Source organism: Nodularia harveyana UHCC-0300 (genome assembly GCF_034931085.1).
GTDB lineage: Bacteria > Cyanobacteriota > Cyanobacteriia > Cyanobacteriales > Nostocaceae > Nodularia > Nodularia harveyana.
In genome coordinates, this window is the sequence record NZ_JAYGHG010000002.1 from 206,705 (window position 1) to 231,088 (window position 24,384).

Consider the following 24,384-nt stretch of genomic DNA (forward strand, 5'->3'; position numbering starts at 1 on the left):
TGTTACAAAATTAAAGATTAAACCGCACCCAGTTCTCTTAACATTGCTAACTGAGCTTGAGTCAAACCGCTAGTACCTGTAATTTTCATGCCTTCATAAGGTCTTTTGGCTTTGAGTATTCGCAGACAAGTTCCTGATTGCATATCCCAGAGTCTAATGGTTTCATCTTCACTAGCACTAGCCAAAATTGAACCATCTTTAGAAAAAGCGACAGACCATACCCAATTTGAGTGACCAATGAGAGTATTTAAACAACGCCCCTCTTTCACGTCCCAGATTTTTACAGTTTGGTCGCAGGAGGCACTGGCAATTTTTTGTCCCTTCGGGTTCTCCAGTTTGCTTATGCCGGGGAACCCGTCCACCGCAACTGGTTCACCATCTGGACTAAAGCTCACAGCCATTACCCAGCTTGTATGTCCTGTCAAAGTCTGCAAACACTCGCCTGTACTCACATCCCAAATTTTGACTGTTTGATCTAGACTAGGACTAGCGAGTAAGCTGCCATCTGGACTAAAGGCGATCGCTCCTACTCTGCCTGAATGTCCCTTTAGTACGTTGATACATCGCCCTGCTTGTAAATCCCAAAGCCTGATGGTGCAGTCGTCACTGCCACTGGCTAAAATTTGTCCTTGAGGGTTGTTCGTATCCTGTTGGGGTGCAAAGGCTACCGCCGCTACTCGATCTGTATGTCCATGTAAAGTTAAACTACACTCACCAAGGTTGAGATCCCATAGTTTGATAGTATGGTCGAAACTGCTACTAGCCAGCACCTTGCCATTAGGACTAAAGGCCAGTGACCAAACTTCATCTGTATGACCGATGAAAGTATGACTGCATTTACCAGTTTGCAAATCCCAAAGTTTGATAGTGGCATCTTGGCTACCCCCGGCAACTATCTCCAAATTGGGGTGAAAAGCCACGGCTGGTAAACCTTGGGAGTAGGCTTTAAACTCGCGCAGACATTCCCCACTACTGATGTCCCAAATTCTCAAAGTATTATCTTTGTGTCCACTGGCCAGTATTTGAGCATTGGGGCTAAAAGTTACAGTCTTAGCCCAATTATTATATCCGTGAATGCAAGCAATACACTTACCGTTACTAACTTGCCATAGCCTAATTGTTTGGTCTTCACTACCACTAGCAAGAGTTTGATTATCTGGACTAAAGGCCAGACCCCAGATTTGATGGTTGTGACCCTTAAGAGTATGCAGGCAAGTACCCGTCTCCACATCCCAAATTCGGATAGCCTGGTCTGCACCAGCACTAGCTAATAAGCGATTATCCTTACTCCAAACTACCTTCCATACCCATCCGGTGTGACCTTGAAGGATTCTTATACACTGATAGTTTTCACTATTCCAAATCCTCACGGTGCGATCGCAACTGCAACTGACTAGGAACGCGCCATTGGGACTGAAGTAAGTTGTTCTAATCCAGTTCTCATGTTCCGTAATCGTATACAGACATTCTCCAGTTTCCACGTCCCAAATCTTGATCAGATTATCAAAGCCACTGCTGACAAGTCGTTGACCATCTGGGCTAAAATGAACGGACAACACGCCAGCACTATGTCCGTGGAGAATTTTTAGACAACAGCCTGCTGATACCTGCCAAATCCTAATGGTGAGGTCATTACCAGCACTAGCTAACAAAGAACCATTGGGACTAAAAGCCACTGAATACACACTGCCTATATGCTCGGATAAGGTAAACAAACATTTACCGGACTGTAATTGCCATACTTTCACAGTTGAATCTTCACTAGCACTAGCAAGTAACTCTCCATTGGGGCTAAAGGCAATTCTGCGTACCCAATTGGTATGTCCTTGCAAAGTTAAAAGACGTTGTTGATCTGCAACTTGCCATACATGAATTTCACAGTTGGCATTAGCACTGGCTAGGGTTTGACCGTCAGGACTGAAGGCAATTGATAAAACGCCATTGAAAGATTGAGTAAAAATAGATTTAGAAAAAGAACAGTGGGAAAAGTTGACATTTTGTAAGTTGACATCTTGTAAATATGCTTGGCAAATCCTTAGCCCAGAAAAATCATATTTACTTAAGTTGGCTGGAATTTGTACGAGAAGATTGAGGATGTTGCCGGCGGCATATCCAGAATGGGTTAAGGCTTCTTGTTTTAATTTTTTGAGAAGTTTCTGTAACTGAACCTGAATCTGCTGGGGATTACCTAAAGCTGATATTAAACTATCAATAATTGGTGTGAGAATGAGCCGAATTTGTGCCTGTCTGATATAGTCTTTACTCTGGGCTTTAATTAAGGCATAATTTCGGAGAAGTTCATGTTTTTGATTGAGAATTTCCCCAAAGGTTAAAGTTACTAATTGATCTGTTATATATTCCATTAATACAGGCTGAAGGGTAAAGCGTTCTCCTGCGCGCTCTAGGGGTAGTTTGCGTTGTAGGACTCCCAAAGTTGCTGGTAGTGCCGCCTTAGCTGTTGATAAGATTACATCTTCTCTTAATTCGGATAGGGTAACTGGTTCTCGATTAATTGCTAACCAGTACAGCAGTTCACAACATTCTTTGGGGAGGCGTTGGAAGTGCCAGGATAGGAGTTCTTGTAGGTCGTGAAAGACTGGCTTACCTTCTTTTAAAAAGTCGGTAACACTGCCAAAAAATATTTCTAGGATGTGTTTACCAGCTAGTTGCAGTGCTAAAGGGTTGCCATCATAAAGCTGAATCAACTCTAGCCAATCTTCTTCACTGGCTGTAAAATCGCCTAGTTCTTGAAGAATTTGTTTTCCAGCTTGAATGTCTAATCCCCTTAAGACTAGAGACCGCACGGGACGAGTGGGGCCATCCATTAAGATGATTTCTTGGGGTTTTTCACGGCTGGTCAGCAGTAAGCAACTTTGATGGGGTACTTCTCCAATTTGTTTAATTAACTGTCCATAATCTTCGTAGTCAGGCCGATAGCGACCGATGGGATCTGCTTCTTGGAGAAGGGTTTCAACGTTATCTAGGATGATGAGACAGCGATGGCTTTTGAGGTACTGGAGTAATAAAGAGATGCGATCGCTAATTTTGTCTGGTAATGTTGTTTGCTGTTGTTTAGAAACAATTTTAATGAGGTTGGTAAGTAATTCAGACAGGGGAGGAGCGTTGATGAGCGATCGCCAGATGACAAACTCAAATTCTTCCTGGATACCTTTGGCTAATTGAAGTGATAGGTCTGTTTTGCCTATTCCCCCTAGTCCTAATTTGATAGAAAGATGGGTTTTGCCTATTCCCCCTAGTCCTAATTTGATAGAAAGATGGGTTTTGCCGATTCCTCGCATTCCCACAATTGCTACACAGCGAGTGCGATCGCGGATAATCCAGTTTTCTAGTTTTTCTAGTTCTTCTGTGCGTCCAAAAAATACTGACACATCAGGCGCGTTTCCCCAGTCTGTTTGGGAGTTGGAGGGGTGGTAATTTCCAGTTGATGAGGTGTTTGGATAATGTTTGCGTTGTGCGGCTCGCTGCAATACACGATGCAGATTGTTCTTGGTAACTTTTTCACCTAAAGCTTGGGAGAGCGATCGCCACAGTTCAGAACCAACGTCTTTAATATGACCATAATCATAATCGAACTCTGTAGCCATATCGAAGTACGTCTGTCCTACCCATGACTGACAGAAGACGATTTTTTGAACTTTTGTTAAGTGTCCCCGTTTTAATAACCGCTCGACTAGTGCGATCGCTTCACTAGCCGTAGGCATCGCCTCTTCTACTGTCATTTACCGATTTAGCAATACTAAATTAACTACGATATTCGCACCATAAGTCTTATTTGTTAAAAAAGTTTACGTAAATTTATCAAAAAGATCCGACTTTTTTCCGACCTTTTCCGACCGTCAAACTTTATACAAAGCAGTAGACTCTTGAAAAGAGATCACATCGGTCAAAAATCTTAGCAATAATAAGGACAAAGACATGGCTACTTATAGAGGTACAAAGTGAAACATAAAATACATTTTGCGAGATCGCTTTCTCAAATTAACAACTTAGTAATTCACAGTATAGAAAAATAAGCAAATGATTAAAAAATTTCCGGCGATAAAATTACTTCTTCTCCTGACAAGTTTGGGGCTAGGAGTTACATTCCACATGGATCAGGCTCAAACATCCTCTAAAGAAAATTTAGTATTTGTCGGCACTGTACGCGCTAATAAAGGCTATCTTTGGAGATTTGATGGTTCAGGAGACTCTACGAAAATCGCGGCAGGAAATGCAAAATGGGACACTTGCCCTCAAGGAACTACTTTGTTGGGACGCGATTTTCAGTCCAATGGCTTTTGGATTTGTGCTAATCCTAACTTGACTAGTCGTGGAACTTGGTACTTTGGAAATGTTGTGAGCAACGTAGGTTATTACTGGGAGATTGCTGGTGGTCAAGCTAAACCTGTCGGTGGAGCTAAATGGGATACTTGCTGGGAAGGACGTTTACGAGGAAGAGTATTCGAGCCTAATGGTTTCTGGTTTTGTCAACCTTGACCTTTGAACCGTGAAGCAAGCACTCTCAATTACAGGATGATTTCAAGCGATGCCTACGGCGGTAAACTACGCACTTTTCACTACACGATAATTTTCGGCGATCGCTTGTCCATATTCATATCACTCATTAGCGATCGCTTTCTTCAATTTCTGAAATTAACCGACAAGCTACCCAAAACTATCAAATATCAGGCATAATCACAGAAATTTCTTGATTGCGATGTTGACGATAAATCCTAAAATCACTATCTAATGTAAGCACTGAACTCTCTATATAAATTTCGGACATCCTCACTAAACACGCATCTGCCAAAGATATTGGTACAGAATCATAACGTTGCATTAGCTTTTCAACAGATTCAATTTCATCACATAAGCAAAAAGGTATTTCAATATATCCCTGTTTGACTAATTGCAGAGCTTTATCACGTCCCCCATGAACTCTTTGTAACAAGAAGCAAACTTCAGTTATAACAGCCTCACAAGTCAAGACAGGATACTGAATATTTGTCAGTGAAGAGACAGCCCATTGATGAAATTTATCACTAGGCATCAGAAAGGCTACTAAAACCCCTGTATCGAGAATGATACCTTTTCGCATTATTTCCCGAAGCCTTCCATGTAATTAGGGTTATAAGATAAATCTTCCAGATTGCTCTCTAAACAACCAATAAATTCTTGTGCTGCTTCAGTAAAAGAAACTTCTTTTTCATTGGTTTCTATCTGCTCTTGGATATGACTAATTTTGCCTAGTTTGAATTCTAAAAATTCAATAAATTCAATAACTTCATTTCGCTGCTCAATAGGTAATCTCTTGATTTTGGCGATCGCTATTTCTAATGTTGTCATTTTTATCATTTTCCCTTCAGACTTAAGTTAGTCATAGTTTAGCAAAACTAAACTTATCAAGGAATTAAAATTTCACTTATCAACATCCTCAAATTTATTTATTACTGTGAATATTAATCACCCCCTTCAGTACATCCTAAAGCTGTGCCTGCTAACGACAATTCTCAACTGTTTAACTGTCAATATCGCTGCTGCCGAAGTCCAAACTTTTGGTCAAGCTGGTAGACATGGAGTAGATGGTCGTCCAGGACGAAGCTGAATGTAGCTAACGCCACCTGGACAGAAGTAGAACAGAAATTATTTCGCTGTTCTGGTGATGCGTTCTACGATGAAAAGGAAAACCGACCTAAGCCGCAGCCCCCGGATGCCAATTACCGTTATGGTTGGAAATATATTGGTCTGTCAGAGCAGAAAACTTTTACTTGTGAAAATGGGCAGACTGGTGAACGAGGCCGCAAAGGTGCAGATGGACAACCAGGCAAATACGGTCAAGTTTGGTTAGTTCAGGGTGATGCAATTCCCAAGGAACAAATTAGTTATAGCGATCGCGTCAGCCTGTTATCTAATAAAACCATTCCTCTGCTCAAAAACAACTGGTTGGAAAAGACAGAACTACGGAGTTTACTGGGTAATGGTTCTGATGTCCAGGATACTTACACCTTATTACAAATGGGGTGCAACGAGTCTTGGGAATACACAAGAGCCAAAATCTGTTACAGTCAAGTTTAAAATTTTCAGGTCTTTTTGCAACTACTAACTGGCAATATATCAAAATCATGAAACCATTTCTTTTTGTCTCTGACTTAGATAACACCTTCGTAGGTGATGACGATGCTTTAGCCGTACTGACACAATCACTGACTCAACACCGTCAAGAATACGGGTCTAAGATTGTTTATGCTACAGGGCGATCGCCTATTCTCTACCGCGAACTCCAAAAAGAAAAAAATCTCATGGAACCAGATGCTTTAGTTCTCTCTGTGGGTACGGAAATTTATCTGGACGGTAAAGATACTCCCGATGCGGGTTGGTCACAAATCCTCTCCTCTGGATGGGATAGTCAATTGGTATTAAAAATCGCCCAGTCTTTTCCGGAATTAGAACTACAACCAGACTCAGAACAACGTGCTTTTAAAGTCAGTTTTTTCCTAAAGCAAGAAGTAGCAGCAAATGTGCTACCGCAACTAGAGGCAGATTTACTCAAATCTAAATTAAATATAAAATTAATCTATAGTAGCGGTATTGACCTTGACATTGTGCCACTTACCAGCGATAAAGGTCAGGCAATGCAGTTTCTCCGTCGAAAGTGGAGCTTTGCAGCAGAACAAACAGTTGTCTGTGGCGATTCAGGTAATGATATTGCTTTATTCGCTGTCGGCGAGGAACGGGGAATCATAGTTGGGAATGCACGTCCAGAGTTACTTAAGTGGCACAAGGAGCATCCCGCTAACTATCGTTACCTGGCACAGGCTGTTTGTGCTGGTGGAATTCTCGAAGGTCTCAAGTACTTTGGTTTCTTAGAATGATTAGCTATCTCAAAGGGATTGTCGCTGGTATTCAAACAATTGGCGGGGGTCGCGTGATGTTGACTCTCGAAGTGAATAATTTGGGCTATGATTTGCAAGTTCCGCAACGCCTGGCACAGCAATTGCCAGATTCGGGCGGAGTGACACAGATTTTTACCCATCTGCAAATTCGGGATGAAGTGCCGTTTCTCTACGGCTTTGCTTCACCCGCAGAACGTGATTTGTTCCGCCAATTGCTAACTGTGAGTGGTATTGGGGCGGCTTTAGCGATCGCCCTCTTGGATACTTTGGAAGTACCAGATTTAGTCCAAGCCATTATCGCCGGTAACACCCAAATATTAATTCAATCCCCTGGTGTGGGCAAAAAAACCGCAGAGCGCATCTGTTTGGAACTGAAAACCAAGTTAGTCGAGTGGCGCAAATCAGCAGGGTTCTTCGTCGCCACAGGCGGCCCTGCACCAGGGATTTTAGAAGAAGTGCAAATGACTCTTTTCGCTCTGGGATATACCGCCAATGAAGTGAGTCACGCTTTACACGTAGTCAGCGAAGATGTGGGACTACCCAAAGATGCTTATGTGGAAGACTGGATTAAACAGGCGATCGCATATCTGAGCAGCACTGAAGCAGTTACTAATTCGTAATTCGTAATTCGTAATTCGTAGTTCGTAGTTCGTAATTCGTAATTCGTAATTCGTAGTTCGTAATTCGTAATTCGTAATTCAGAAAGACTGGGTTTTCAGGCTTGCATCTATATTTTATTGGTACTGCTTATATCATGTCCGCCTAATTAGTTATCATTCTGTGCATCCGTGCAAAAACTGCAAAATTGTCTTTCTCCCTGCTCCCTGCTCCCCTGTTCTCTATGCCCCAAGACCCTTACAGTTGGATAGAATCATCTCTAGCAACTATTCACAAAGCTAACTGGTATCGCTCTGTACAGACAATCGACGGTCGCCCCGGTGCTACTGTGTTTTTGGCTGGGAAAGAGGTAATTAATTTTGCCAGTAATGATTATTTGGGATTGGCTGGAGATCCACGCTTGATACAAGCTGCAATTACTGCTACTGAAAAATTTGGTACAGGTAGCACTGGTTCTCGGTTAATCAGTGGACATAGAGAATTACATCGGGAATTGGAACAGGCGATCGCATCTTGGAAACAAACAGAGGATGCAGTAGTATTTAGTTCAGGGTATTTAGCCAACTTGGGTGCGATCGCTGCATTAGTAGGTAAGCGTGATTTAATCTTATCTGACCAGTATAATCATTCCAGTCTGAAAAATGGGGCAGTTCTCAGTGGTGCAGAGTTCTTAGAATATCCTCACTGTGATCTAGCAGCATTAAAAACTCAATTGAGTCGGCAACGCCAACACTACAGACGTTCTTTAATCATTACAGATAGCGTCTTCAGCATGGATGGTGATTTATGTCCTTTACCAGCATTATTAGAGATAGCAGATGAGTATAGCTGTATGCTGCTCATAGATGAAGCTCATAGTACTGCAGTACTAGGAAAAACCGGAGCAGGATGCGTAGAACATTTTCACTGCACAGGTAAAACCTTAATTCAAATTGGGACATTAAGTAAAGCCTTGGGTAGTTTAGGCGGCTACGTAGCAGGAAGCGCCACCCTCATTGATTATTTACGTAATCGCGCCCCCACTTGGATTTACACCACCGCACTGTCACCCGCAGACACCGCCGCCGCCTTAGCCGCAATTAAAATAGTACAACAAGAACCGCAACACCTACAACAACTGTGGCGGAATGTGAATTACTTCAAAAAGTTAATTGCAGAACAATTACCCCACCTGAAATTATTACCTACAGAATCACCCATACTATGTTTACAGTTAGCCAGTGCAGCAGAAGCACTCAGAATTGGTAAACAGCTAAGAAGTCAAGGAATTTTTGCGCCAGCGATTCGTCCCCCCACAGTTCCCACAAGTCGGATACGGATATCTGTCATGGCAACTCATGAAAGCGCACATATAGAAAAATTGGTATCAGTTCTCAGCGAGATTTTATAAATTTAGCTATAAGCCAAACAGAGTATAGTTAAAATCATAGAAAGATAACTTTTGAAAAACACTGGGTTAGTCATTTCAAATAATATTTGATGTTTTTGTTTGGTGGTGTGATTAGTTGAATAGAGTTATTATGAAATTGAAAGATATCCCATTTGTTTTAGATAAGACATTACTTTAGTTATACTTTTGTCAACAGTTTCATCTTCAGTATTACAAATAATTTCAGGATTGACAGGTTCTTCATAGGGATCATCAATACCTGTAAATTGTTTAATTTCTCCATTTCTAGCTTTTGCATATAAACCTTTCACATCTCTTTTTTCGCAAGTATCCAAGGATGCCTTTACATAAACTTCCACAAAGTTTTTTGTCATTTCTCTTACTTCTTCTCTGGTTTTTTGATAGGGACTAATAGCGGAGACAATCACAATTACTTGATGACGACTTAATAAACTAGCCACAAATCCAATCCGACGAACGTTAATATCTCTATCTTCCTTGCTGAATCCTAATCCTTGAGAAAGATGAGTTCTCACTACGTCTCCATCTAAAATCTCTACGGGAAAACCTCGTGTTTTTAAGTGGGATGCTACTCCTTGGGAAATTGTGGTTTTACCAGCACCGCTTAGTCCAGTAAACCATAAGGTAAATCCTGAATAGTTCATGTTTATCTCCTGTTAAAGCTATTGTGCTTTTAATTTGGATAAGGGATGCAAGCAAGATGCTTGCAATACTATAATTTTAGGTTTTTTGGTTGGATTAGGTTGAGACCATTCCTTTCAAGTCCACCACAATCAAGAGAAGGGATAAAAAAAGCAATTTTAGGGTTAGAGTTTGACATTTTACTGAATTGGTTTTTCTATTTTTATCTGATATAATTTGCTAACTATATTTATCCATAACCAATGGCGAAATCTCACAGGTAATATCTGCCGACCTATAGAAATAGCTAATTCCAAATAACCACGCCATAGAAAGTATAAAACAGGAGAACGATAGGGAAATCGTAATTTTTGAAATGTTCTCCAAACTTCATGATCCTTCATTCCCTGTTCCATGAAATATTTTTCTACCCAGTTAAGGACATCTTTAAAATCAGAAAATTTTTGGCTATTTTCAAGAGTAGCAGTAGTCGAATTTTCATGTTTCCTATATTTCACCCAGCACTCTCCTGATACAAATATTGATACATTTAAAGACCCCTTGATGAAAAAGATATAATCTTCTCCCCATTCTCGAAAATTTTCTTCAAAGCGACCAAATTTTTTAAACACTTCTTGTCGAATCATGAGGTTGCTAGCTCCCACTCGTTGATCACGATCGGTTAGTATATTAATCAGTAATTTTGGAGGTTGGATCAGAGTATTTGGTGGTACTCTTAATTCCATAAAATAATCTCTTTGACTATCTTCAGGATTACCTGTCCAGCTATACCAAATTTGTACCCATCCATAAACCATTGCCGCTTCTGGTTCAGATTCTAAAATTGCAACTTGCCGTTCTAATTTATGAGACAACCAGACATCATCAGAATCCAAAAAAGCAATATACTCACCTTGAGCGTGATCAATTCCCCAATTACGAGAAGCACTCATCCCAAGGTTTTGATGATTTTCATGTTCCAGATAGCGGATTTTTTTTGGATATTTTTGAGCGTATTCTAAGGCGATAACCGTGCTATTATCCGTTGAGCCATCATCTAAATAGTAGAAAAGAGGGTGAACATAACGAATTCTTTCTTTTTGGACAATCTGCCAAACCTTTGTACCTTTCATTCCTTGTTCAGATAAATAAATTTTAATCCAGTTAAAATAAGCTTGATAGGCATAAAAAATTTGTCCATTTTGAGTGGAAATAGCACAGCAAGAATCATCATGCTGGCGATATTTTGTCCAACATTCATTAGTCACAAAAATAGGGGCGTTTAGGATCACTTTTAAATAAAAAATTCTATCCTCCCCATAACCTCGAAAGTTCTCTTCAAATCTACCAATATTATCAAATACATCTTTGTGAATCAAAGTATCAGATGGAGTGGGAGTTTGAATACTATCTTTTAAAAATGGGATTAACATTTTAGAAGGTTCTACAAGAGTATTAGCAGGGAAACCCAGTTTCATCAAATAGTCAGCTAAGGGAGCATCAAGATCATTTTTCCAACTATACCAAAACAGAGTATTACCATACACCATTGCTGCTTGTGATTGAGATTCTAAAATCTTAACTTGCTGTGCTAATTTGTGAGATAACCAAATATCATCAGCATCTAAAAAAGCGATATACTTGCCCTTTGCATAATCAATTCCCAAGTTACGCGAAGCACTCATACCACGATTTTGATGATTGTCATGTTGTCAATAGCGGACTTTTTTTGGATATTTCTGAGCATAAGATTTGGCAATAACGGTACTGTTATCTGTTGAACCATCATCTACAAGCAGTAGTTCCCAATTTTCATAAGTTTGGCTAAAGACACTTTCAATTGCTTCCTCAATAAATTTTTCACCATTGAGGAAGATGATAATGCAAGAAACTAAAGGATTTTGATTCATAATTGTGTAGCTCCTGATTGTAATTTAAAATTTCCTGCATAATGACCCTACAGCACTTCGCGGAACGGTTAAGCACAAAATCTACGGCTATATTACATCAAACTGGAAAATAGGATATAAACTGGATCGAATAGACGTGCAAAATGCTGTATATTTAATTCCTCTTGGCGTTACCTCTGCGTAAAAAAAAGGGCAGACCTTTCAGCCTACCCTGCAAAAACTTCAGAGAATATACCGTTGTTAATTAACCCAACAAAGCCTTAGCTTTAGCCAAAACATTATCAACGCTAAAGCCAAACTTCTCCATACAAATACCACCGGGAGCAGAAGCACCAAAAGTATCAATACTTACGGTGTCACCTTCACTACCAATGTATTTGTGCCAGCCGAAACTAGAAGCAGCTTCTACAGATAGACGCTTGGTAACAGCTTTTGGAAGGACAGATTCTTTGTAAGCTGCATCTTGTGTATCAAACAAGGTAGAAGAAGGCATAGAAACAACACGAACTTTCTTACCTTCAGCAGTCAGCTTATCTGCTGCACTGACACAAAGACTTACTTCTGAACCAGTACCAATCAAGATGATATCTGGTGTACCTTGACAATCAACGATTGTATAAGCACCCTTAGCTACACCTGCAATGGATGTGCCGGCTAAGTTAGGAACAGCTTGACGAGTGAACGCTAATAAAGTAGAAGCGTGTGCTTTAGACTTCTCAATTGCGACTTTGTAAGCTCCAGAACATTCGTTTCCATCAGCAGGACGAATTACGGTTAAATCAGGAATAGCTCTTAAAGAAGCAAGGGTTTCAATGGGTTGGTGTGTAGGCCCATCTTCACCTTGGCCAATGGAGTCGTGAGTCATTACCCAAATTGAACCAGCTTCAGAGAGAGCAGCCAAACGAATAGCAGCCCGCATATAATCGGTGAAGATTAAGAAGGTTGCACCGTAAGGAATTAAACCTGAGTTATGCAACGCCATACCGTTACAGATTGCACCCATTGCGTGTTCGCGCACGCCAAAGTGAATGTTGCGGTTGGCGAAATGTCCTTTTTGGAAATCACCAGCACCTTTGAGTTCGGTGAGGTTGGAGTGGGTTAAGTCAGCAGAACCACCAATCAATTCTGGTAAAACAGCCCCTAATTTGTTGAGGCAGTTTTCTGAGTGTTTGCGGGTAGGTAATGCTTTATCTTCAGTGGTGTAGGTAGGTAATACTTTATCCCAACCGTCTGGTAATTTGCCGCTAACTAAACGGTCAAATTCAGCCGCCTCTTGGGGGTATTTAGCCTTGTAGTCAGCATAAACTTTGTTCCATTCGGATTCGTAACCTGCACCGCGTTCAACAGCCTTGCGAGCATGATTCAGGGCATCTTCAGGAACTACAAAAGCGTCGTATTCCCAACCTAAGTTTTTGCGGGTTGCAGCTGTTTCATCAGCACCCAAAGCCGCACCGTGAATACCGGCAGTATTTTGTTTGTTAGGAGAACCATAACCGATGGTGGTTGTCACCTTAATCATGGTGGGTTTGTCGGTGACAGCTTTTGCTGCTTCAATGGCTTTAGCAATTCCTGCTAAATCGGTGTTACCATCTTTAACGTGCAGGACGTGCCAGCCATAAGATTCAAAGCGCTTAGAAACATCTTCGGTGAATGCTACATCTGTAGAACCATCGATAGAGATGTGGTTGTCGTCATAAAGAGCAATGAGTTTACCTAATCCCCAGTGACCTGCGATGGAAGCAGCTTCACCAGAAATACCTTCCATGTTGCAACCATCACCAAGAATTACATAGGTGTAGTGGTCAACAATTTTGGCATCGGGTTTGTTGAACTTAGCAGCTAGGTGTGCTTCTGCTAATGCTAAACCAACTGCATTAGCAATTCCTTGACCTAAAGGTCCTGTTGTGACTTCGACACCGGCTGTCACAAAATTTTCTGGGTGTCCTGGGGTCTTAGACCCCCATTGACGGAATTGCTTGATATCTTCTATGGTGACGCTATCGTAGCCTGTCAAATATAGCAGGGCGTACTGCAACATGGAGCCATGACCGGCAGACAAGACAAAGCGATCGCGGTTGAACCACTGGGGATTTTTGGGGTTATACCGCATGAAGCGATCCCAAAGGACAAAAGCCATTGGAGCCGCGCCCATTGGTAGTCCAGGGTGTCCTGATTTGGATTTTTCTATGGCATCTACAGCCAAAAAGCGAATTGAGTTAATACAAAGTTCTTCGAGGGATTGGGTTACAACAGCCATAATCTCTTATTCTTAACGACAGGTTAGCACTCTTGGAGTTTCGTTTCTAACTGGGGTTGTTCTGTACAGTTAGCAGTTAACAGTTAAAGGGTATCAGTTTTATTCACTCAACTTGGTAACTGAATTACTGATTCAATTTTCCCCATAGTATCTTTATCATCCCATTCCCTATTTTTATGGACAAGCGGGATCTGCTATATAAAACCTAGACAAATCTAGACTTTATGTCTTACTTCATTCAATGGGAGCATGGGAGCGGTTATCCCTCAGTAAGCTTACACGCTTTAGCCAAACGGGATAAATTAATAGATAGATGGGTTTAAATTTCTATCGATGCTATGCCGTGTCCACAAAACACCTATAGATTTTTGTCAACTTAGGACATACTCCTGAGATTCTAGTGATCAATCAGTCAGATTCTTAGGTCATGCTGAACCCTTGACTTCACAATCAAATATATTTGTGATACTTTTCTCACAATCCTCTCAGGAGAGCCGAAAAACGGCAAAGTTGAAATTTTTAGGCGTACTTCTTAAAGGCTAGTGTGACATTGTGACCACCAAAGCCAAAGGAATTGGATAAGGCTACCGCGACTTTTTGAGCGCGACTGGTATGAGGTACATAGTCTAGGTCACAAGCTGCTTCGGGATTTTCCAAGTTGATGGTGGGTGGAATGTGATCATGAGCGATCGCCAACACCGTGGCCACAGCCTCAATGCCTCCTGAACCACCCAAAAGATGACCAGTCATAGACTTGGTGGAGCTGATGGCGATTTTATAGGCGTGTTCGCCCAAGGCTGTTTTCATCGCCGCAGTTTCGGTGGAATCATTGGCTGGGGTACTAGTACCATGAGCATTAATGTAGCTCACCATTTCAGGAGTGATACCGCCATCTTTGAGCGCCAATCGAATGGCTCTGGCTGCACCTTCTCCCCCTGGAACTGGAGCCGTCATGTGGTAAGCATCACAGGTCATACCATAACCCACCATTTCGGCATAAATGCGAGCGCCACGACTAAGGGCGTGTTCTAGCTCTTCTAGTACGAGAATGCCCCCACCTTCACCCATGACAAAGCCATCACGATCGCGGTCAAAAGGACGACAAGCATGAGCCGGGTCATCATTGCGAGTGGAAAGCGCTCGTGCTGCGGCAAAACCAGCTAAACCCAAAGGTGTAATTGCTGCCTCACAGCCCCCGCAAATCATCGCCTGAGCATAACCATTTTGAATCAGACGGAAGGCATCCCCAATGGCGTTGGAACCTGCGGCACAGGCTGTCACAGCACAGGAATTAGGCCCTTTAGCACCGGTGTGAATTGCTGTTAATCCTGCCGCCATGTTAGCGATCATCATCGGAATCATGAATGGACTACAGCGATCTGGTCCACGGTTGAGGTAGATGGTTTGTTGGTCTTCCAACACTTTCAGTCCACCAATACCGGAGCCAATCATCACTCCTACCTGTTCGGCATTTAGTTCATTAATGACTAACTTGGCATCCGCAACAGCTTGTTTGGCAGCTGATACCCCAAATTGGGCAAAGCGATCCATGCGCTTGGCTTCTTTGCGGTCCATATAAGCCAGTGGATCGAAGTTTTTCACTTCACCAGCAATGCGGCAATCATGGCGTGAGGCATCAAAAAATGTGATTGTGTCAATGCCATTACGCCCGCTTAACAATCCTTCCCAATATTCATCTGGTGTATTACCAATAGGTGTAATCGCGCCAACACCAGTTACAACAACGCGTTTACGTTTATAGTCTGTCATTTCTTAGTTTAAATTGGCGAGAAAGCGGCAAAATTGAGGAACTGGGGACTGAGAACCAGCTGTGGGAAGAATCCCGATAATAGTTTATTAAGAAGATTTTTATCTATATCCAATTATTACCAGTACTTAATACCCAGTAACTGCACACTGAGCGACTTGTACTGAGCGACTTGTACTGAGCGCAGTCGAAGTAAGTCGAAGTAAGTCGAAGTGCAGTACCCAATCCCCAATCCCCAATCGCTGTTTAGGCGGATGCAGTAACTTTTTCGTTGATGTAGTCCACCGCGTTTTGAACCGTCGTAATTTTTTCGGCGGCTTCATCGGGAATTTCAATATCAAATGTTTCTTCCAAGGCCATCACTAGTTCAACGGTATCTAGGGAATCAGCCCCTAGATCATCAGCAAAACTAGCCTGTGGTGTAACTTTGTCTGCCTCAACGCTGAGTTGCTCGGCAACAATGTCTTTGACCTTTGCAAAAATTTCTGCTTCACTCATACGATAAAATTCCTTGATAAGTTGCTATTATGCGCTCTTGGTGGGCGACGTGGTTTTGAGCATATATATCTTATCGGAAAGCGCGATCGCCCGTATACTACTGAGGTCGTTTCCTCAAGAAAATTCTTATACTCACCCCAAATCAAATGACTGCTTTAGTCCAGGAGTCGTAAGTAGAAATGAGCCACAAGAAAAACTTCGAGGTCTTCGCACGTAACGCGCGATCGCATACAATCGATGTAAATATCTCCTAATTACCAATTCTGACTACATTCAAGGTAAATGTCCAATTAATACATTTATCTAGATTACCTAATCAGAAGTAACTTTCTTTATCCCAACATACTTGTATGCTATCTCCTAATCTAAAATACGCTTATTACCCTGGTTGTGTGGCTCAAGGAGCTTGCCGGGAATTATACTTATCTACTCAAGCTTTAACTCAAGCATTGGGTATTGAACTCATTGAACTTAAAAAAGCTGCTTGCTGCGGTTCAGGAACATTTAAAGAAGATTCCCAATTACTCGAAGATACTGTCAACGCCCGTAATATCGCCTTAGCAGAAGAATTAAATCTCCCCTTACTTACCCATTGCAGTACTTGTCAGGGTGTGATTGGTCATGTCAACGAAAACCTCCAACAATGCCAAACAGATAACCCTAACTACGTTGAGCAAGTCAACGGCTTGTTGCAGAAAGAAGGGTGTTCACCTTATCGCGGTAGTACAGAAGTTAAACATATACTCTATGCCCTGCTCACAGATTATGGTTTGGAGGAAATTACCCAGCGTGTAACTAAAAAGTTAACCGGATTAAAATGTGCAGCTTTTTATGGCTGCTATCTCCTCCGCGCTCAAAAGTATATGCCCTATGATGACCCCTTCCACCCCGAAGGTATGGAAAATATGTTTAGAGCAGTAGGCGCAACACCAATTTATTATCGTGGACGCACTCAATGTTGTGGCTGGCCTCTTTCCAGTTACGCTACTAACGAATCTTTCAAAATGGCTGGAATGCACATTCAAGATGCTTTAGCTAATGGTGCTGATTGTATTGTGACTCCTTGTCCCTTGTGTCATCTCAATTTAGATTCTCGTCAGCCAGAAGTAGAAAAGGTAATTGAGCAACGCCTTGGTTTACCCATCCTACATTTACCCCAGTTAATAGCGTTGGCTTTAGGAGTTAGTCCCCAGAAACTAGGTTTAGATCGTCACATGGTTTCTACAAAACCAGTGTTAGAAAAATTGGGGATTAGTCATTAGTCATTGGTCATTAGTCATTGGTTAATTTCCTCTTCCCCCTACTCCCCACACCTCCCACACTCCCCACACTCCCCACACTCCCCACACTTACTTCTGCCCTAACTGGCGTTGTAATTGCTTGAAAGCTTGATACATTTCCGGCAGGCGATTGTATATAGCAGATGCTTTGAGATAGAGTTTGTGAGGTACTGCTGGCATTCCAGAGACAATTTCCCCTGGCGCAACATCATGGTGGATTCCGGCTTGAGCAGATGCGATCGCGCCATCACCGATTTTTACTTGATTAGCAACTCCTGACTGTCCTGCCAAAATCACCCGATTTCCCACTTTCACGCCTCCCGCTATTCCAGCTTGCCCTGCGATCGCACAACCGAAACCAATTTGGCAACCGTGTCCTATTTGTACCATGTTGTCAATTATTGTACTGCGACCTACCCGTGTTTCTCCTACGGCTGGGCGGTCAATGGCACTATTACAGCCCACTTCCACATGATCTTCCAGGACTGTGTAGCCGGATTGTTCCATTTTTAGCCAGCCATTAGGGGTAGGCACAAAACCAAAACCTTCTGCACCAATGACAGCACCACTGTGAATTACGCAATCAGCACCGATGCGTGTCCGCTCATGGATAGTACAGTTAGCGTGTAAGGTGGTGCGATCGCCTATCGTAGCATCAGGATAAATCACTACATTGGGATGAATAATTACGCCATTGCCAATTTCCACCCTGGGCTGAATCACCACATGGGGTCCAATATAAACATCATCACCGATTTTGGCCGTGGGATGAATTACCGCCGTCCCATGAACTTCTGGGGTTGGGCGATATGGTTGATAAAAAAGTGCGATCGCTTGAGCAAACAACAAACGTGGATCTGGCGTGGCTATCCAAGCAATACCTCGCTCATCTGCTTGCGAATGTAATTTTTTATCTATCGGCAAAATTAAAGCACTAGCCTTTGTCTGACTCACAAGAGACGCGAATTTTGCCCCTTCTACGTAACTCAGATCACCAAGTGCCGCTTCCTCTAACGCTGCTAAACCCCTAATTTCGGGGTTTTGATTTTGGCCATTGCCGAGGCTATTATCTGTAGCACCTTCCGCAAGTTTACTGGCAATTTCGCTAAATTTCATCTTGATCTATCCAAAAGTCAAAAGGTAAAATTATGATCATTTTCACTAGAGTTTATCTTGAAATCACGATTCTCCTGACTTGCCTAAATTTGCCTTATTAACTCTCCCATTCACCATATGTAGCTCAAAGCCGCCCTAGCTCATTTTAAATTATTTAGTTTTTAGATCAGTAATTTATCAACTAAAGATTAGATATTTTTTTACCTTAAGGATATAAAATTCTGTAAATTTTCAAATAAGCATAACACCTTATTAAGATGCTACTTTATAGTAATATTAGCATCTAGTCATCTACCTAATAGGACAAATTTATCTTAATCACTTACGCAGAGAGAGTTAAACAGTTCTATAGCCAGTAAAGTGATATAGATAGATCGTAGTTAAACGTATTTATTGTTACAAAGTTATTCAGGGTTAGCAACTGTAGGAAAGTATCAATACTATGGACAATCAAAGCATTGGAACTAGTAAATTACGTAAAGCCCCCCTAGATTTACGTGCGCCTGCACAAATGAAGGTCAGAAAAGGATTATGGTGGCTGAGATTAGTAACCTTGGTCACAGTAGACTGGAATCTTTTATTTCTGGCCTGGGTCTTAGCTCAAGATAATCCTTTACTAGTATATTCTCTCTGGGATGATCCCGATAATTCCAGGCTCCATATACCAGGGTTAGTTTTGCTCCAAATAGCAGCACTGGCTCTCCAGGGTATGTATAACTCAGGAAAAAAGCGTTATGACTACTGGGGAATTATTAAAACATTAAGCTTTACCCAGGTTTTAATATTATTTATCTGTTTTTTATATCAACCCATTGTCGATATTCCCCGCACTTCTTATATCTTTTCTTGGTTGATGGCTATATCTTTCGTCTGTGCTGGAAGATTTTTTATCGACCTAAATCTCGAATATTTGCGCCGGCGAAAAGTATTAGGTAATAATTTAGCTTTTGTGATTTCTGACCCAGACAATCATCAAGAAGTCATTCAGTTAGTAGAAAAAGAAAAAGGTTATATTATTTCTGGGAGTGCCAGTGCTAGAGCATTAGACAGAGAGCATCGTCAAGAAACTCTAAAGATGCTCGAACAACTGCGGATAACCGAAATTTTTATTGATTGGGATGCTATCAAAAATAGAATGTTTTTGTGTTGGTTATTGCAAGCATCGGGTCTGACAGTACATATTATCCCGATGGACTTAAAACCAATTTACAGAAACGTAGAAATGAAAAAAATAGGAGGAATGACTTGTTTAAGTTTTTCTTCTCCAGTGATTACAGGTAGAGATTTTTGGATCAAACGGATTTTTGACTTTTGTTTTACAACCTCATTTCTGCTCCTTACCTTCCCTATCTATATAGCGATCGCTATAGCAATCAAACTAGATTCACCAGGCCCAGTATTTTTCAAGCAAACTCGTATAGGACTAAGTAGAGAAGTATTTCAAGTCTGGAAGTTCCGAACTATGAGAACTGATGCAGACAAACTACAAAAAGAATTAGAAGCTTTAAACGAAACTAAAGATGGTGTTCTGTTTAAAATCAAAGATGATCCTCGTGTAACCCGTGTCGGTAAGTTTCTCCGTCGTTACAGCTTAGATGAATTACCACAACTATTTAATGTTTTACTAGGAGAAATGAGTTTAGTCGGACCTCGCCCCTTACCTAGTAGAGATGTAGATCATTTTTCCGAACGCCATTTCATTCGCCAAAAAGTTTTACCCGGTGTCACAGGACTTTGGCAAGTATCAGGACGCTCAAATATTTTAGACTTTGAGCAAGTAATAAATCTTGACCTTCATTACATTGAAAACTGGTCATTAAAGCTAGACTTTGAAATTTTATTCAGGACAATCAAAGTAGTTTTCCTTAAAGAAGGAGCATACTGATAGCTCCTGTCTCCTGAGAAAATATAGCCAGACTGATATCTCCTAAACTCCTAGTTCTTTGCTATATCTAAAACTTACTTAAATCCTCAAATTTAATTTCAGGAACCCAGTTTACGAGGTATTATTCAAAATCCTCTCAAATAGCAGCTAAAAGGAAACTCAATTTATTTGCAAAATATTGGACAAAAATTTAAATATCCCCTCAATATGATATGAAAACCGTAGACAACTTATCTAAATGCATCCATCAACTATTCGAGGCACAGGTAGAGCGATCGCCCGACCAAATAGCATTAATCTGTCGAGAGCAAACACTTACCTACAGAGAACTAAACAACCGTGCTAATCAACTCGCCCATCACTTACAAGCACAGAGTGTAGAGCCAGAACAATTAATCGGCTTATTCATGGACCGCTCTATAGAAATTGTCATTAGTATTCTGGGTATCCTCAAAGCAGGTTGTGCTTACGTACCCTTAGACCCCAGATACCCCAAAGAACGTCTATCTGTAATCTTAAAAGATACCCAAACACCCATCATCTTGACTCAAGGGAAGTTAGTTAGTGACCTCCCACCTCATCAAGCATCAGTAATCTGTATTGATATTGATCAAAAAGTAGTTATTCCATACAACAACGAAACATTTATCAGCCAAGTAAAACCCCATCATCTTGCTTATGTAATGTATACCTCTGGCTCCACAGGCAAGCCAAAAGGCGTAGAAATGCCCCACGCCAGCATCAGTAACTATATTCAATCCCTCAACCAACTATTAAAAATTAATCCAGAAGATATCTATCTACACACAGCATCCTTCTCCTTTTCTTCCTCATTGAGACAATTGATGCTTCCCTTAACTCAAGGAGCAAAAATTGTCATGGCCACCCCAGAACAAATCAAAAATCCCCTCAGCTTATTTGACCTCATTCAAAAACAGGGAGTCACAGTATTTGACACAGTTCAGTCAGTTTGGCGTTATATACTCCAGGCCTTAGAAGAACTCGATAATGTCAGCAAAAATCAACTCTTGGAATCTCAGCTAAGACTATTGTTATTTTCTGGAGGATTACTACCAAAAGAACTCTTTCAAAAAGTCCGCAGCACCGTCAAAGGTAATCCACTTATTGTCAATATATACGGTCAAACAGAAAGTATTGGAGTCTGTGCGTATCCTATACCCGATGGATTTGACCAAGAAATAGTATATTTACCCATAGGCCATCCTTATCCGTATCTTGAAGTTTATCTTCTTGATGAACATCTGCAACCAGTACCAACTGGAGAAATAGGAGAAATACACATTGCCGGCGCTGGTTTTGCTCGTGGCTATCTCAATCGGCCTGAACTAACACAAGAAAAATTTATTTCTCACCCCTTTAGCCAAGAACCAGGAGCGCGTCTTTACAAAACAGGTGACTTAGGCCGTCAACTACCAGATGGTAACTTTGAGTGTGTTGGTCGCGCCGACTTTCAAGTCAAAATTCGTGGTATCCGCGTCGAACTAGGTGAGATTGAAAGTACAATCTTGGCACACCCAGCAGTGCGGGAAGTTGTTGTTGTTACCCGCACAATAGATATTTCCGGCCAGCCCAGCTTAGTTGCATATATAGTTCTCAAACCAGAGTTAGCCCCGACAAACAAAGAACTGCGACAATTTCTTCAACAACAACTACCAGATTACATGATCCCCGCTACCTTTGTGGTGTTAGATGCTCTCCCACTCACACCCAATGGTAAAATAGACCGCGCCGCCCTACCAGCACCTGATTCAGTTAGACAAAAGCCAGAAGATACCTTTGTTCCACCAAACAATGAGCTAGAAATTCAACTCACGAAAATTTGGGAAAAAGTTTTAGGTATTCATCCTATAGGAATCAGAGATAACTTTTTTGAAGTCGGTGGACATTCCCTCTTAGCTGTGGGTTTGTTTAACGAAATTGAGAAAACTCTCCGTCAGAACCTACCTTTATCAACCCTCTTAGCAGTGCAAACCATCGAGGAAATGGCCACTGTACTAAGTCAGGAAGAATCATCTGTATCTTGGTCATCATTAGTGATGATTCAACCTGGTAGTCAGAAAAAACCACCTCTATTCTTGATTCATGGAATTTGGGGTAATGTTCTTTTCTATCGAGAATTAGTTCGTTATTTAGACCCAGATCAACCAGTTTATGGGCTACAAGCAAAAGGACTAGATGGTAAACAAGCACCAAATACCTCCGTAGAGGAAATGGCAGCTAACTACATCCAAGAAATTCAAACTATTCAGCCTCAAGGACCATATTACTTAGGGGGTTACTCTTTTGGTGGTCTAGTCGTCTTTGAAATGGCTAGACAACTACAAGCACAGGAACATGAGACCGCCTTATTAATTATCTGGGATACCCGCGCGCCAAATCTAGCCACATCAATGGTAAACACTGCTCATCCCACATCTGTAAATCAAGTCTTATCCAAAATAGCCACAAAGTTATATTTGCGGTTACAAAAATCGCTGAAATACTTACCAGCCAAATTAAAGTGGCATTTAACAGGAGGAAAAATTAGCCTTTTTTATCGTACTTACTTACGCTACATTAAACGCTCCCTTACAGATATCAGACTACTAGATATGAACATAGTTAATACTAAAGCCTCAAAGAACTATGTAGCACAGGTATATCAGGGACAAGTGACTCTGCTACGCTGCAAGCCACTAGATAACAATACTGATTTTGGTTGGGGCAAACTAGCTACAGGCGGAGTAGATGTTACTATCCTGCCAGGAAATCATGCAAATATTATCGAATATCCAAATGTCATAGTATCAGCAAAACAATTGAATCATTGCTTACAGGAAATACAGAAAGTGGACAAGCTAAAAACATCTCCCCAAAATATTTGAAACAAATACCATAACAACCCAATTTATGGTTTGCTACCCATAGCTGTATTCCCTATCCAAACCAGTTACTTTTGAAAATATGAATCCAGAAATATCAGTAATTATTCCCGCCTACAATACAGAAAAATATATAGCCAAAGCAATTGAATCTGTATTACAACAAACCATTGACAACTTAGAAATAATTGTAGTAGATGACGCTTCTATTGATGCTACAGCAGCAATAGCTAAAAGCTTTAGTGATCCGCGAGTTAAAGTGCTAACTAACCCAGAAAATATCGGGGCTGCTGCTACACGCAACCGCGCTATTCAACAAGCCACTGGAAAATGGATAGCCTTACTGGATTCAGATGACTGGTATGCTCCAGAAAGATTAACAAAGCTGTTAGCCGTAGCAGATTCTCAAGCAGCAGATATGGTAGCGGATGATATACATCATATCAACGACGGTGAAGACTTACCGTGGAGTACATTATTCACCGAAAGCGAGCAAAAGATTGACAAAACTATCCAAATTGACCCAGCATACTTTGTCAAAACTCATTCAATATTTGGTATAGGCTTAACTCTGGGACTGACAAAACCCATAATAAAAAGAGAATTTTTATTAGATCATAAAATTGAGTATGACGAAAATATTAGATTAGGACAGGATTTCTGGTTTTATATCCGGTGTTTAGGTAATGGCGCTCGTTTTTTTGTCCTTCCTCAACCCTACTATTTTTATCGTAGCCGTATAGGAGGGCTAACCAAAGGAAGCCAATTGGCTCGTTGGGAACAATATTGTCAGGTTAGTCATTTTTTCCTCAAACAAGATTTTGTCCAAAACAATTACGAGTTATCAGAGGCGTTATCTCATCGCCTTAAATTAATTGAAGACAGCAAACCTTACTTTAAAGTTTTAGATACTATCAACAAAGGTAATTTATGGGATATTGTGACTGACATTTTCCATAATCCATCTTTTTTTGGACATTTTACTAAGCGACTGCCCAAAAGATTAGAACGGCGTTACAAATACTACTTAAAGAAAGTGATGCTATAGCATATTTATATATATCTAAATTATTTAACTGTTTTTAAACGCAACTTTATCCATTTGTTTATCCCATAGATTGGCACTTGTAAAATTGATAAAAGCATAGTTTTGGATTTGTGATTTTATGAAAATCTACCAGACAAAAAAGTCTTTACAAAAAAATATAACCAAGTAAACAAAACAAATTCTCATTTGGATAAAGT

The 24,384-nt window shown here is 41.0% G+C and carries 19 protein-coding genes and 1 pseudogene; 10 read left to right on the forward strand and 10 right to left on the reverse strand.

Translation table 11 applies throughout. The features are described 5' to 3' along the window. Positions 1–17: 17 nt before the first annotated feature. Positions 18–3,740, reverse strand: coding sequence for a WD40 domain-containing protein (locus tag VB620_RS02600; protein ID WP_323194565.1), 3,723 nt, complete (start codon positions 3,738–3,740; stop codon positions 18–20). 298 nt (positions 3,741–4,038) lie between these two features. On the opposite strand from VB620_RS02600, the gene VB620_RS02605 reads away from it, so the two are divergent. Together VB620_RS02605 and VB620_RS02610 are read left to right on the forward strand one after the other, a co-directional pair. Then, positions 4,039–4,497: a hypothetical protein gene (locus VB620_RS02605; protein ID WP_323194566.1), complete on the forward strand. Its 459-nt coding sequence runs from the start codon at positions 4,039–4,041 to the stop codon at positions 4,495–4,497. A gap of 36 nt (positions 4,498–4,533) precedes the next feature. Next, positions 4,534–4,695 (forward strand): hypothetical protein, encoded by a 162-nt coding sequence (locus tag VB620_RS02610; RefSeq protein ID WP_323194567.1) that lies wholly within the window; start codon positions 4,534–4,536, stop codon positions 4,693–4,695. Here the strand turns inward: VB620_RS02610 and VB620_RS02615 are convergent. Continuing rightward, positions 4,679–5,098 carry a type II toxin-antitoxin system VapC family toxin gene (locus VB620_RS02615; protein WP_323194568.1) on the reverse strand — a complete coding sequence of 140 codons (420 nt, stop codon included), beginning with the start codon at positions 5,096–5,098 and terminating at the stop codon, positions 4,679–4,681. The two genes, VB620_RS02610 and VB620_RS02615, sit on opposite strands and share 17 nt — an antisense overlap. Then, on the reverse strand, positions 5,098–5,346 hold the full coding sequence (locus VB620_RS02620) for a hypothetical protein (RefSeq protein ID WP_323194569.1): 249 nt from the start codon (positions 5,344–5,346) through the stop codon (positions 5,098–5,100). Before VB620_RS02620 ends, VB620_RS02615 begins: the two co-directional genes overlap by 1 nt. A gap of 106 nt (positions 5,347–5,452) precedes the next feature. On the opposite strand from VB620_RS02620, the gene VB620_RS02625 reads away from it, so the two are divergent. The 4 genes from VB620_RS02625 to bioF all read left to right on the forward strand — a co-directional run bounded on the left by VB620_RS02625 (position 5,453) and on the right by bioF (position 8,901). After that, positions 5,453–5,605 (forward strand): hypothetical protein, encoded by a 153-nt coding sequence (locus VB620_RS02625; protein WP_323194570.1) that lies wholly within the window; start codon positions 5,453–5,455, stop codon positions 5,603–5,605. A 517-nt stretch (positions 5,606–6,122) separates the two neighbouring features. Continuing rightward, on the forward strand, positions 6,123–6,872 hold the full coding sequence (locus tag VB620_RS02630; protein WP_323194571.1) for a sucrose-phosphate phosphatase: 750 nt from the start codon (positions 6,123–6,125) through the stop codon (positions 6,870–6,872). Further along, the gene (gene ruvA / locus VB620_RS02635) at positions 6,869–7,513 is read left to right on the forward strand and encodes a Holliday junction branch migration protein RuvA (protein WP_323194572.1); all 645 of its coding nucleotides are present in this window, start codon (positions 6,869–6,871) and stop codon (positions 7,511–7,513) included. The genes VB620_RS02630 and ruvA overlap by 4 nt, the downstream gene beginning before the upstream one ends. Before the next feature lie 221 nt (positions 7,514–7,734). Continuing rightward, positions 7,735–8,901 carry an 8-amino-7-oxononanoate synthase gene (gene bioF / locus VB620_RS02640; protein ID WP_323194573.1) on the forward strand — a complete coding sequence of 389 codons (1,167 nt, stop codon included), beginning with the start codon at positions 7,735–7,737 and terminating at the stop codon, positions 8,899–8,901. Between the two features lie 128 nt (positions 8,902–9,029). On the opposite strand, the gene cysC is transcribed toward bioF, so the two are convergent. The 6 genes and pseudogenes from cysC to acpP form a co-directional block, all read right to left on the reverse strand. After that, positions 9,030–9,566 (reverse strand): adenylyl-sulfate kinase, encoded by a 537-nt coding sequence (gene cysC / locus VB620_RS02645; RefSeq protein ID WP_323194574.1) that lies wholly within the window; start codon positions 9,564–9,566, stop codon positions 9,030–9,032. Positions 9,567–9,743: 177 nt separating this feature from the next. Continuing rightward, positions 9,744–10,676 (reverse strand): glycosyltransferase family 2 protein, encoded by a 933-nt coding sequence (locus VB620_RS02650; protein ID WP_323194610.1) that lies wholly within the window; start codon positions 10,674–10,676, stop codon positions 9,744–9,746. 96 nt (positions 10,677–10,772) lie between these two features. Continuing rightward, positions 10,773–11,453, reverse strand: a pseudogene (locus VB620_RS02655) (glycosyltransferase family 2 protein); the annotation flags it as partial. A 244-nt stretch (positions 11,454–11,697) separates the two neighbouring features. Further along, positions 11,698–13,710: a transketolase gene (tkt, locus tag VB620_RS02660; protein ID WP_323194575.1), complete on the reverse strand. Its 2,013-nt coding sequence runs from the start codon at positions 13,708–13,710 to the stop codon at positions 11,698–11,700. A 519-nt stretch (positions 13,711–14,229) separates the two neighbouring features. Further along, a complete protein-coding gene (gene fabF / locus VB620_RS02665) occupies positions 14,230–15,480 on the reverse strand; it encodes a beta-ketoacyl-ACP synthase II (protein WP_323194576.1) in 1,251 nt (416 codons plus the stop codon). Between the two features lie 244 nt (positions 15,481–15,724). Further along, positions 15,725–15,976 carry an acyl carrier protein gene (acpP, locus tag VB620_RS02670; RefSeq protein ID WP_323194577.1) on the reverse strand — a complete coding sequence of 84 codons (252 nt, stop codon included), beginning with the start codon at positions 15,974–15,976 and terminating at the stop codon, positions 15,725–15,727. A 350-nt stretch (positions 15,977–16,326) separates the two neighbouring features. Here acpP and VB620_RS02675 point away from each other — a divergent pair, with 350 nt between their 5' ends. Beyond that, complete coding sequence (locus VB620_RS02675; RefSeq protein ID WP_323194578.1) at positions 16,327–17,238, forward strand: CoB--CoM heterodisulfide reductase iron-sulfur subunit B family protein; 912 nt, start codon at positions 16,327–16,329, stop codon at positions 17,236–17,238. An 87-nt stretch (positions 17,239–17,325) separates the two neighbouring features. On the opposite strand, the gene lpxD is transcribed toward VB620_RS02675, so the two are convergent. Further along, a complete protein-coding gene (gene lpxD, locus VB620_RS02680; protein ID WP_323194579.1) occupies positions 17,326–18,372 on the reverse strand; it encodes a UDP-3-O-(3-hydroxymyristoyl)glucosamine N-acyltransferase in 1,047 nt (348 codons plus the stop codon). A gap of 442 nt (positions 18,373–18,814) precedes the next feature. On the opposite strand from lpxD, the gene VB620_RS02685 reads away from it, so the two are divergent. The 3 genes from VB620_RS02685 to VB620_RS02695 all read left to right on the forward strand — a co-directional run bounded on the left by VB620_RS02685 (position 18,815) and on the right by VB620_RS02695 (position 24,187). Next, a complete protein-coding gene (locus VB620_RS02685; protein WP_323194580.1) occupies positions 18,815–20,257 on the forward strand; it encodes a sugar transferase in 1,443 nt (480 codons plus the stop codon). A 212-nt stretch (positions 20,258–20,469) separates the two neighbouring features. Beyond that, on the forward strand, positions 20,470–23,142 hold the full coding sequence (locus VB620_RS02690) for a non-ribosomal peptide synthetase (protein WP_323194581.1): 2,673 nt from the start codon (positions 20,470–20,472) through the stop codon (positions 23,140–23,142). Positions 23,143–23,221: 79 nt separating this feature from the next. After that, on the forward strand, positions 23,222–24,187 hold the full coding sequence (locus tag VB620_RS02695) for a glycosyltransferase family 2 protein (RefSeq protein ID WP_323194582.1): 966 nt from the start codon (positions 23,222–23,224) through the stop codon (positions 24,185–24,187). Positions 24,188–24,384 lie beyond the last annotated feature (197 nt).

Bases quoted from the DNA above. Each gene is read 5' to 3' on its own strand.
- bioF (WP_323194573.1), top strand. From the start codon at position 7,735: ATGCCCCAAGACCCTTACAGTTGGATAGAATCATCTCTAGCAACTATT.
- cysC (WP_323194574.1), bottom strand. From the start codon at position 9,566: ATGAACTATTCAGGATTTACCTTATGGTTTACTGGACTAAGCGGTGCT.
- VB620_RS02615 (WP_323194568.1), bottom strand. From the start codon at position 5,098: ATGCGAAAAGGTATCATTCTCGATACAGGGGTTTTAGTAGCCTTTCTG.
- VB620_RS02685 (WP_323194580.1), top strand. From the start codon at position 18,815: ATGGACAATCAAAGCATTGGAACTAGTAAATTACGTAAAGCCCCCCTA.
- fabF (WP_323194576.1), bottom strand. From the start codon at position 15,480: ATGACAGACTATAAACGTAAACGCGTTGTTGTAACTGGTGTTGGCGCG.
- VB620_RS02610 (WP_323194567.1), top strand. From the start codon at position 4,534: ATGATTTCAAGCGATGCCTACGGCGGTAAACTACGCACTTTTCACTAC.
- VB620_RS02650 (WP_323194610.1), bottom strand. From the start codon at position 10,676: ATGAAAGGTACAAAGGTTTGGCAGATTGTCCAAAAAGAAAGAATTCGT.
- ruvA (WP_323194572.1), top strand. From the start codon at position 6,869: ATGATTAGCTATCTCAAAGGGATTGTCGCTGGTATTCAAACAATTGGC.
- VB620_RS02675 (WP_323194578.1), top strand. From the start codon at position 16,327: ATGCTATCTCCTAATCTAAAATACGCTTATTACCCTGGTTGTGTGGCT.
- VB620_RS02690 (WP_323194581.1), top strand. From the start codon at position 20,470: ATGAAAACCGTAGACAACTTATCTAAATGCATCCATCAACTATTCGAG.
- lpxD (WP_323194579.1), bottom strand. From the start codon at position 18,372: ATGAAATTTAGCGAAATTGCCAGTAAACTTGCGGAAGGTGCTACAGAT.
- acpP (WP_323194577.1), bottom strand. From the start codon at position 15,976: ATGAGTGAAGCAGAAATTTTTGCAAAGGTCAAAGACATTGTTGCCGAG.
- VB620_RS02600 (WP_323194565.1), bottom strand. From the start codon at position 3,740: ATGACAGTAGAAGAGGCGATGCCTACGGCTAGTGAAGCGATCGCACTA.
- VB620_RS02630 (WP_323194571.1), top strand. From the start codon at position 6,123: ATGAAACCATTTCTTTTTGTCTCTGACTTAGATAACACCTTCGTAGGT.
- VB620_RS02620 (WP_323194569.1), bottom strand. From the start codon at position 5,346: ATGACAACATTAGAAATAGCGATCGCCAAAATCAAGAGATTACCTATT.
- VB620_RS02605 (WP_323194566.1), top strand. From the start codon at position 4,039: ATGATTAAAAAATTTCCGGCGATAAAATTACTTCTTCTCCTGACAAGT.
- tkt (WP_323194575.1), bottom strand. From the start codon at position 13,710: ATGGCTGTTGTAACCCAATCCCTCGAAGAACTTTGTATTAACTCAATT.
- VB620_RS02695 (WP_323194582.1), top strand. From the start codon at position 23,222: ATGAATCCAGAAATATCAGTAATTATTCCCGCCTACAATACAGAAAAA.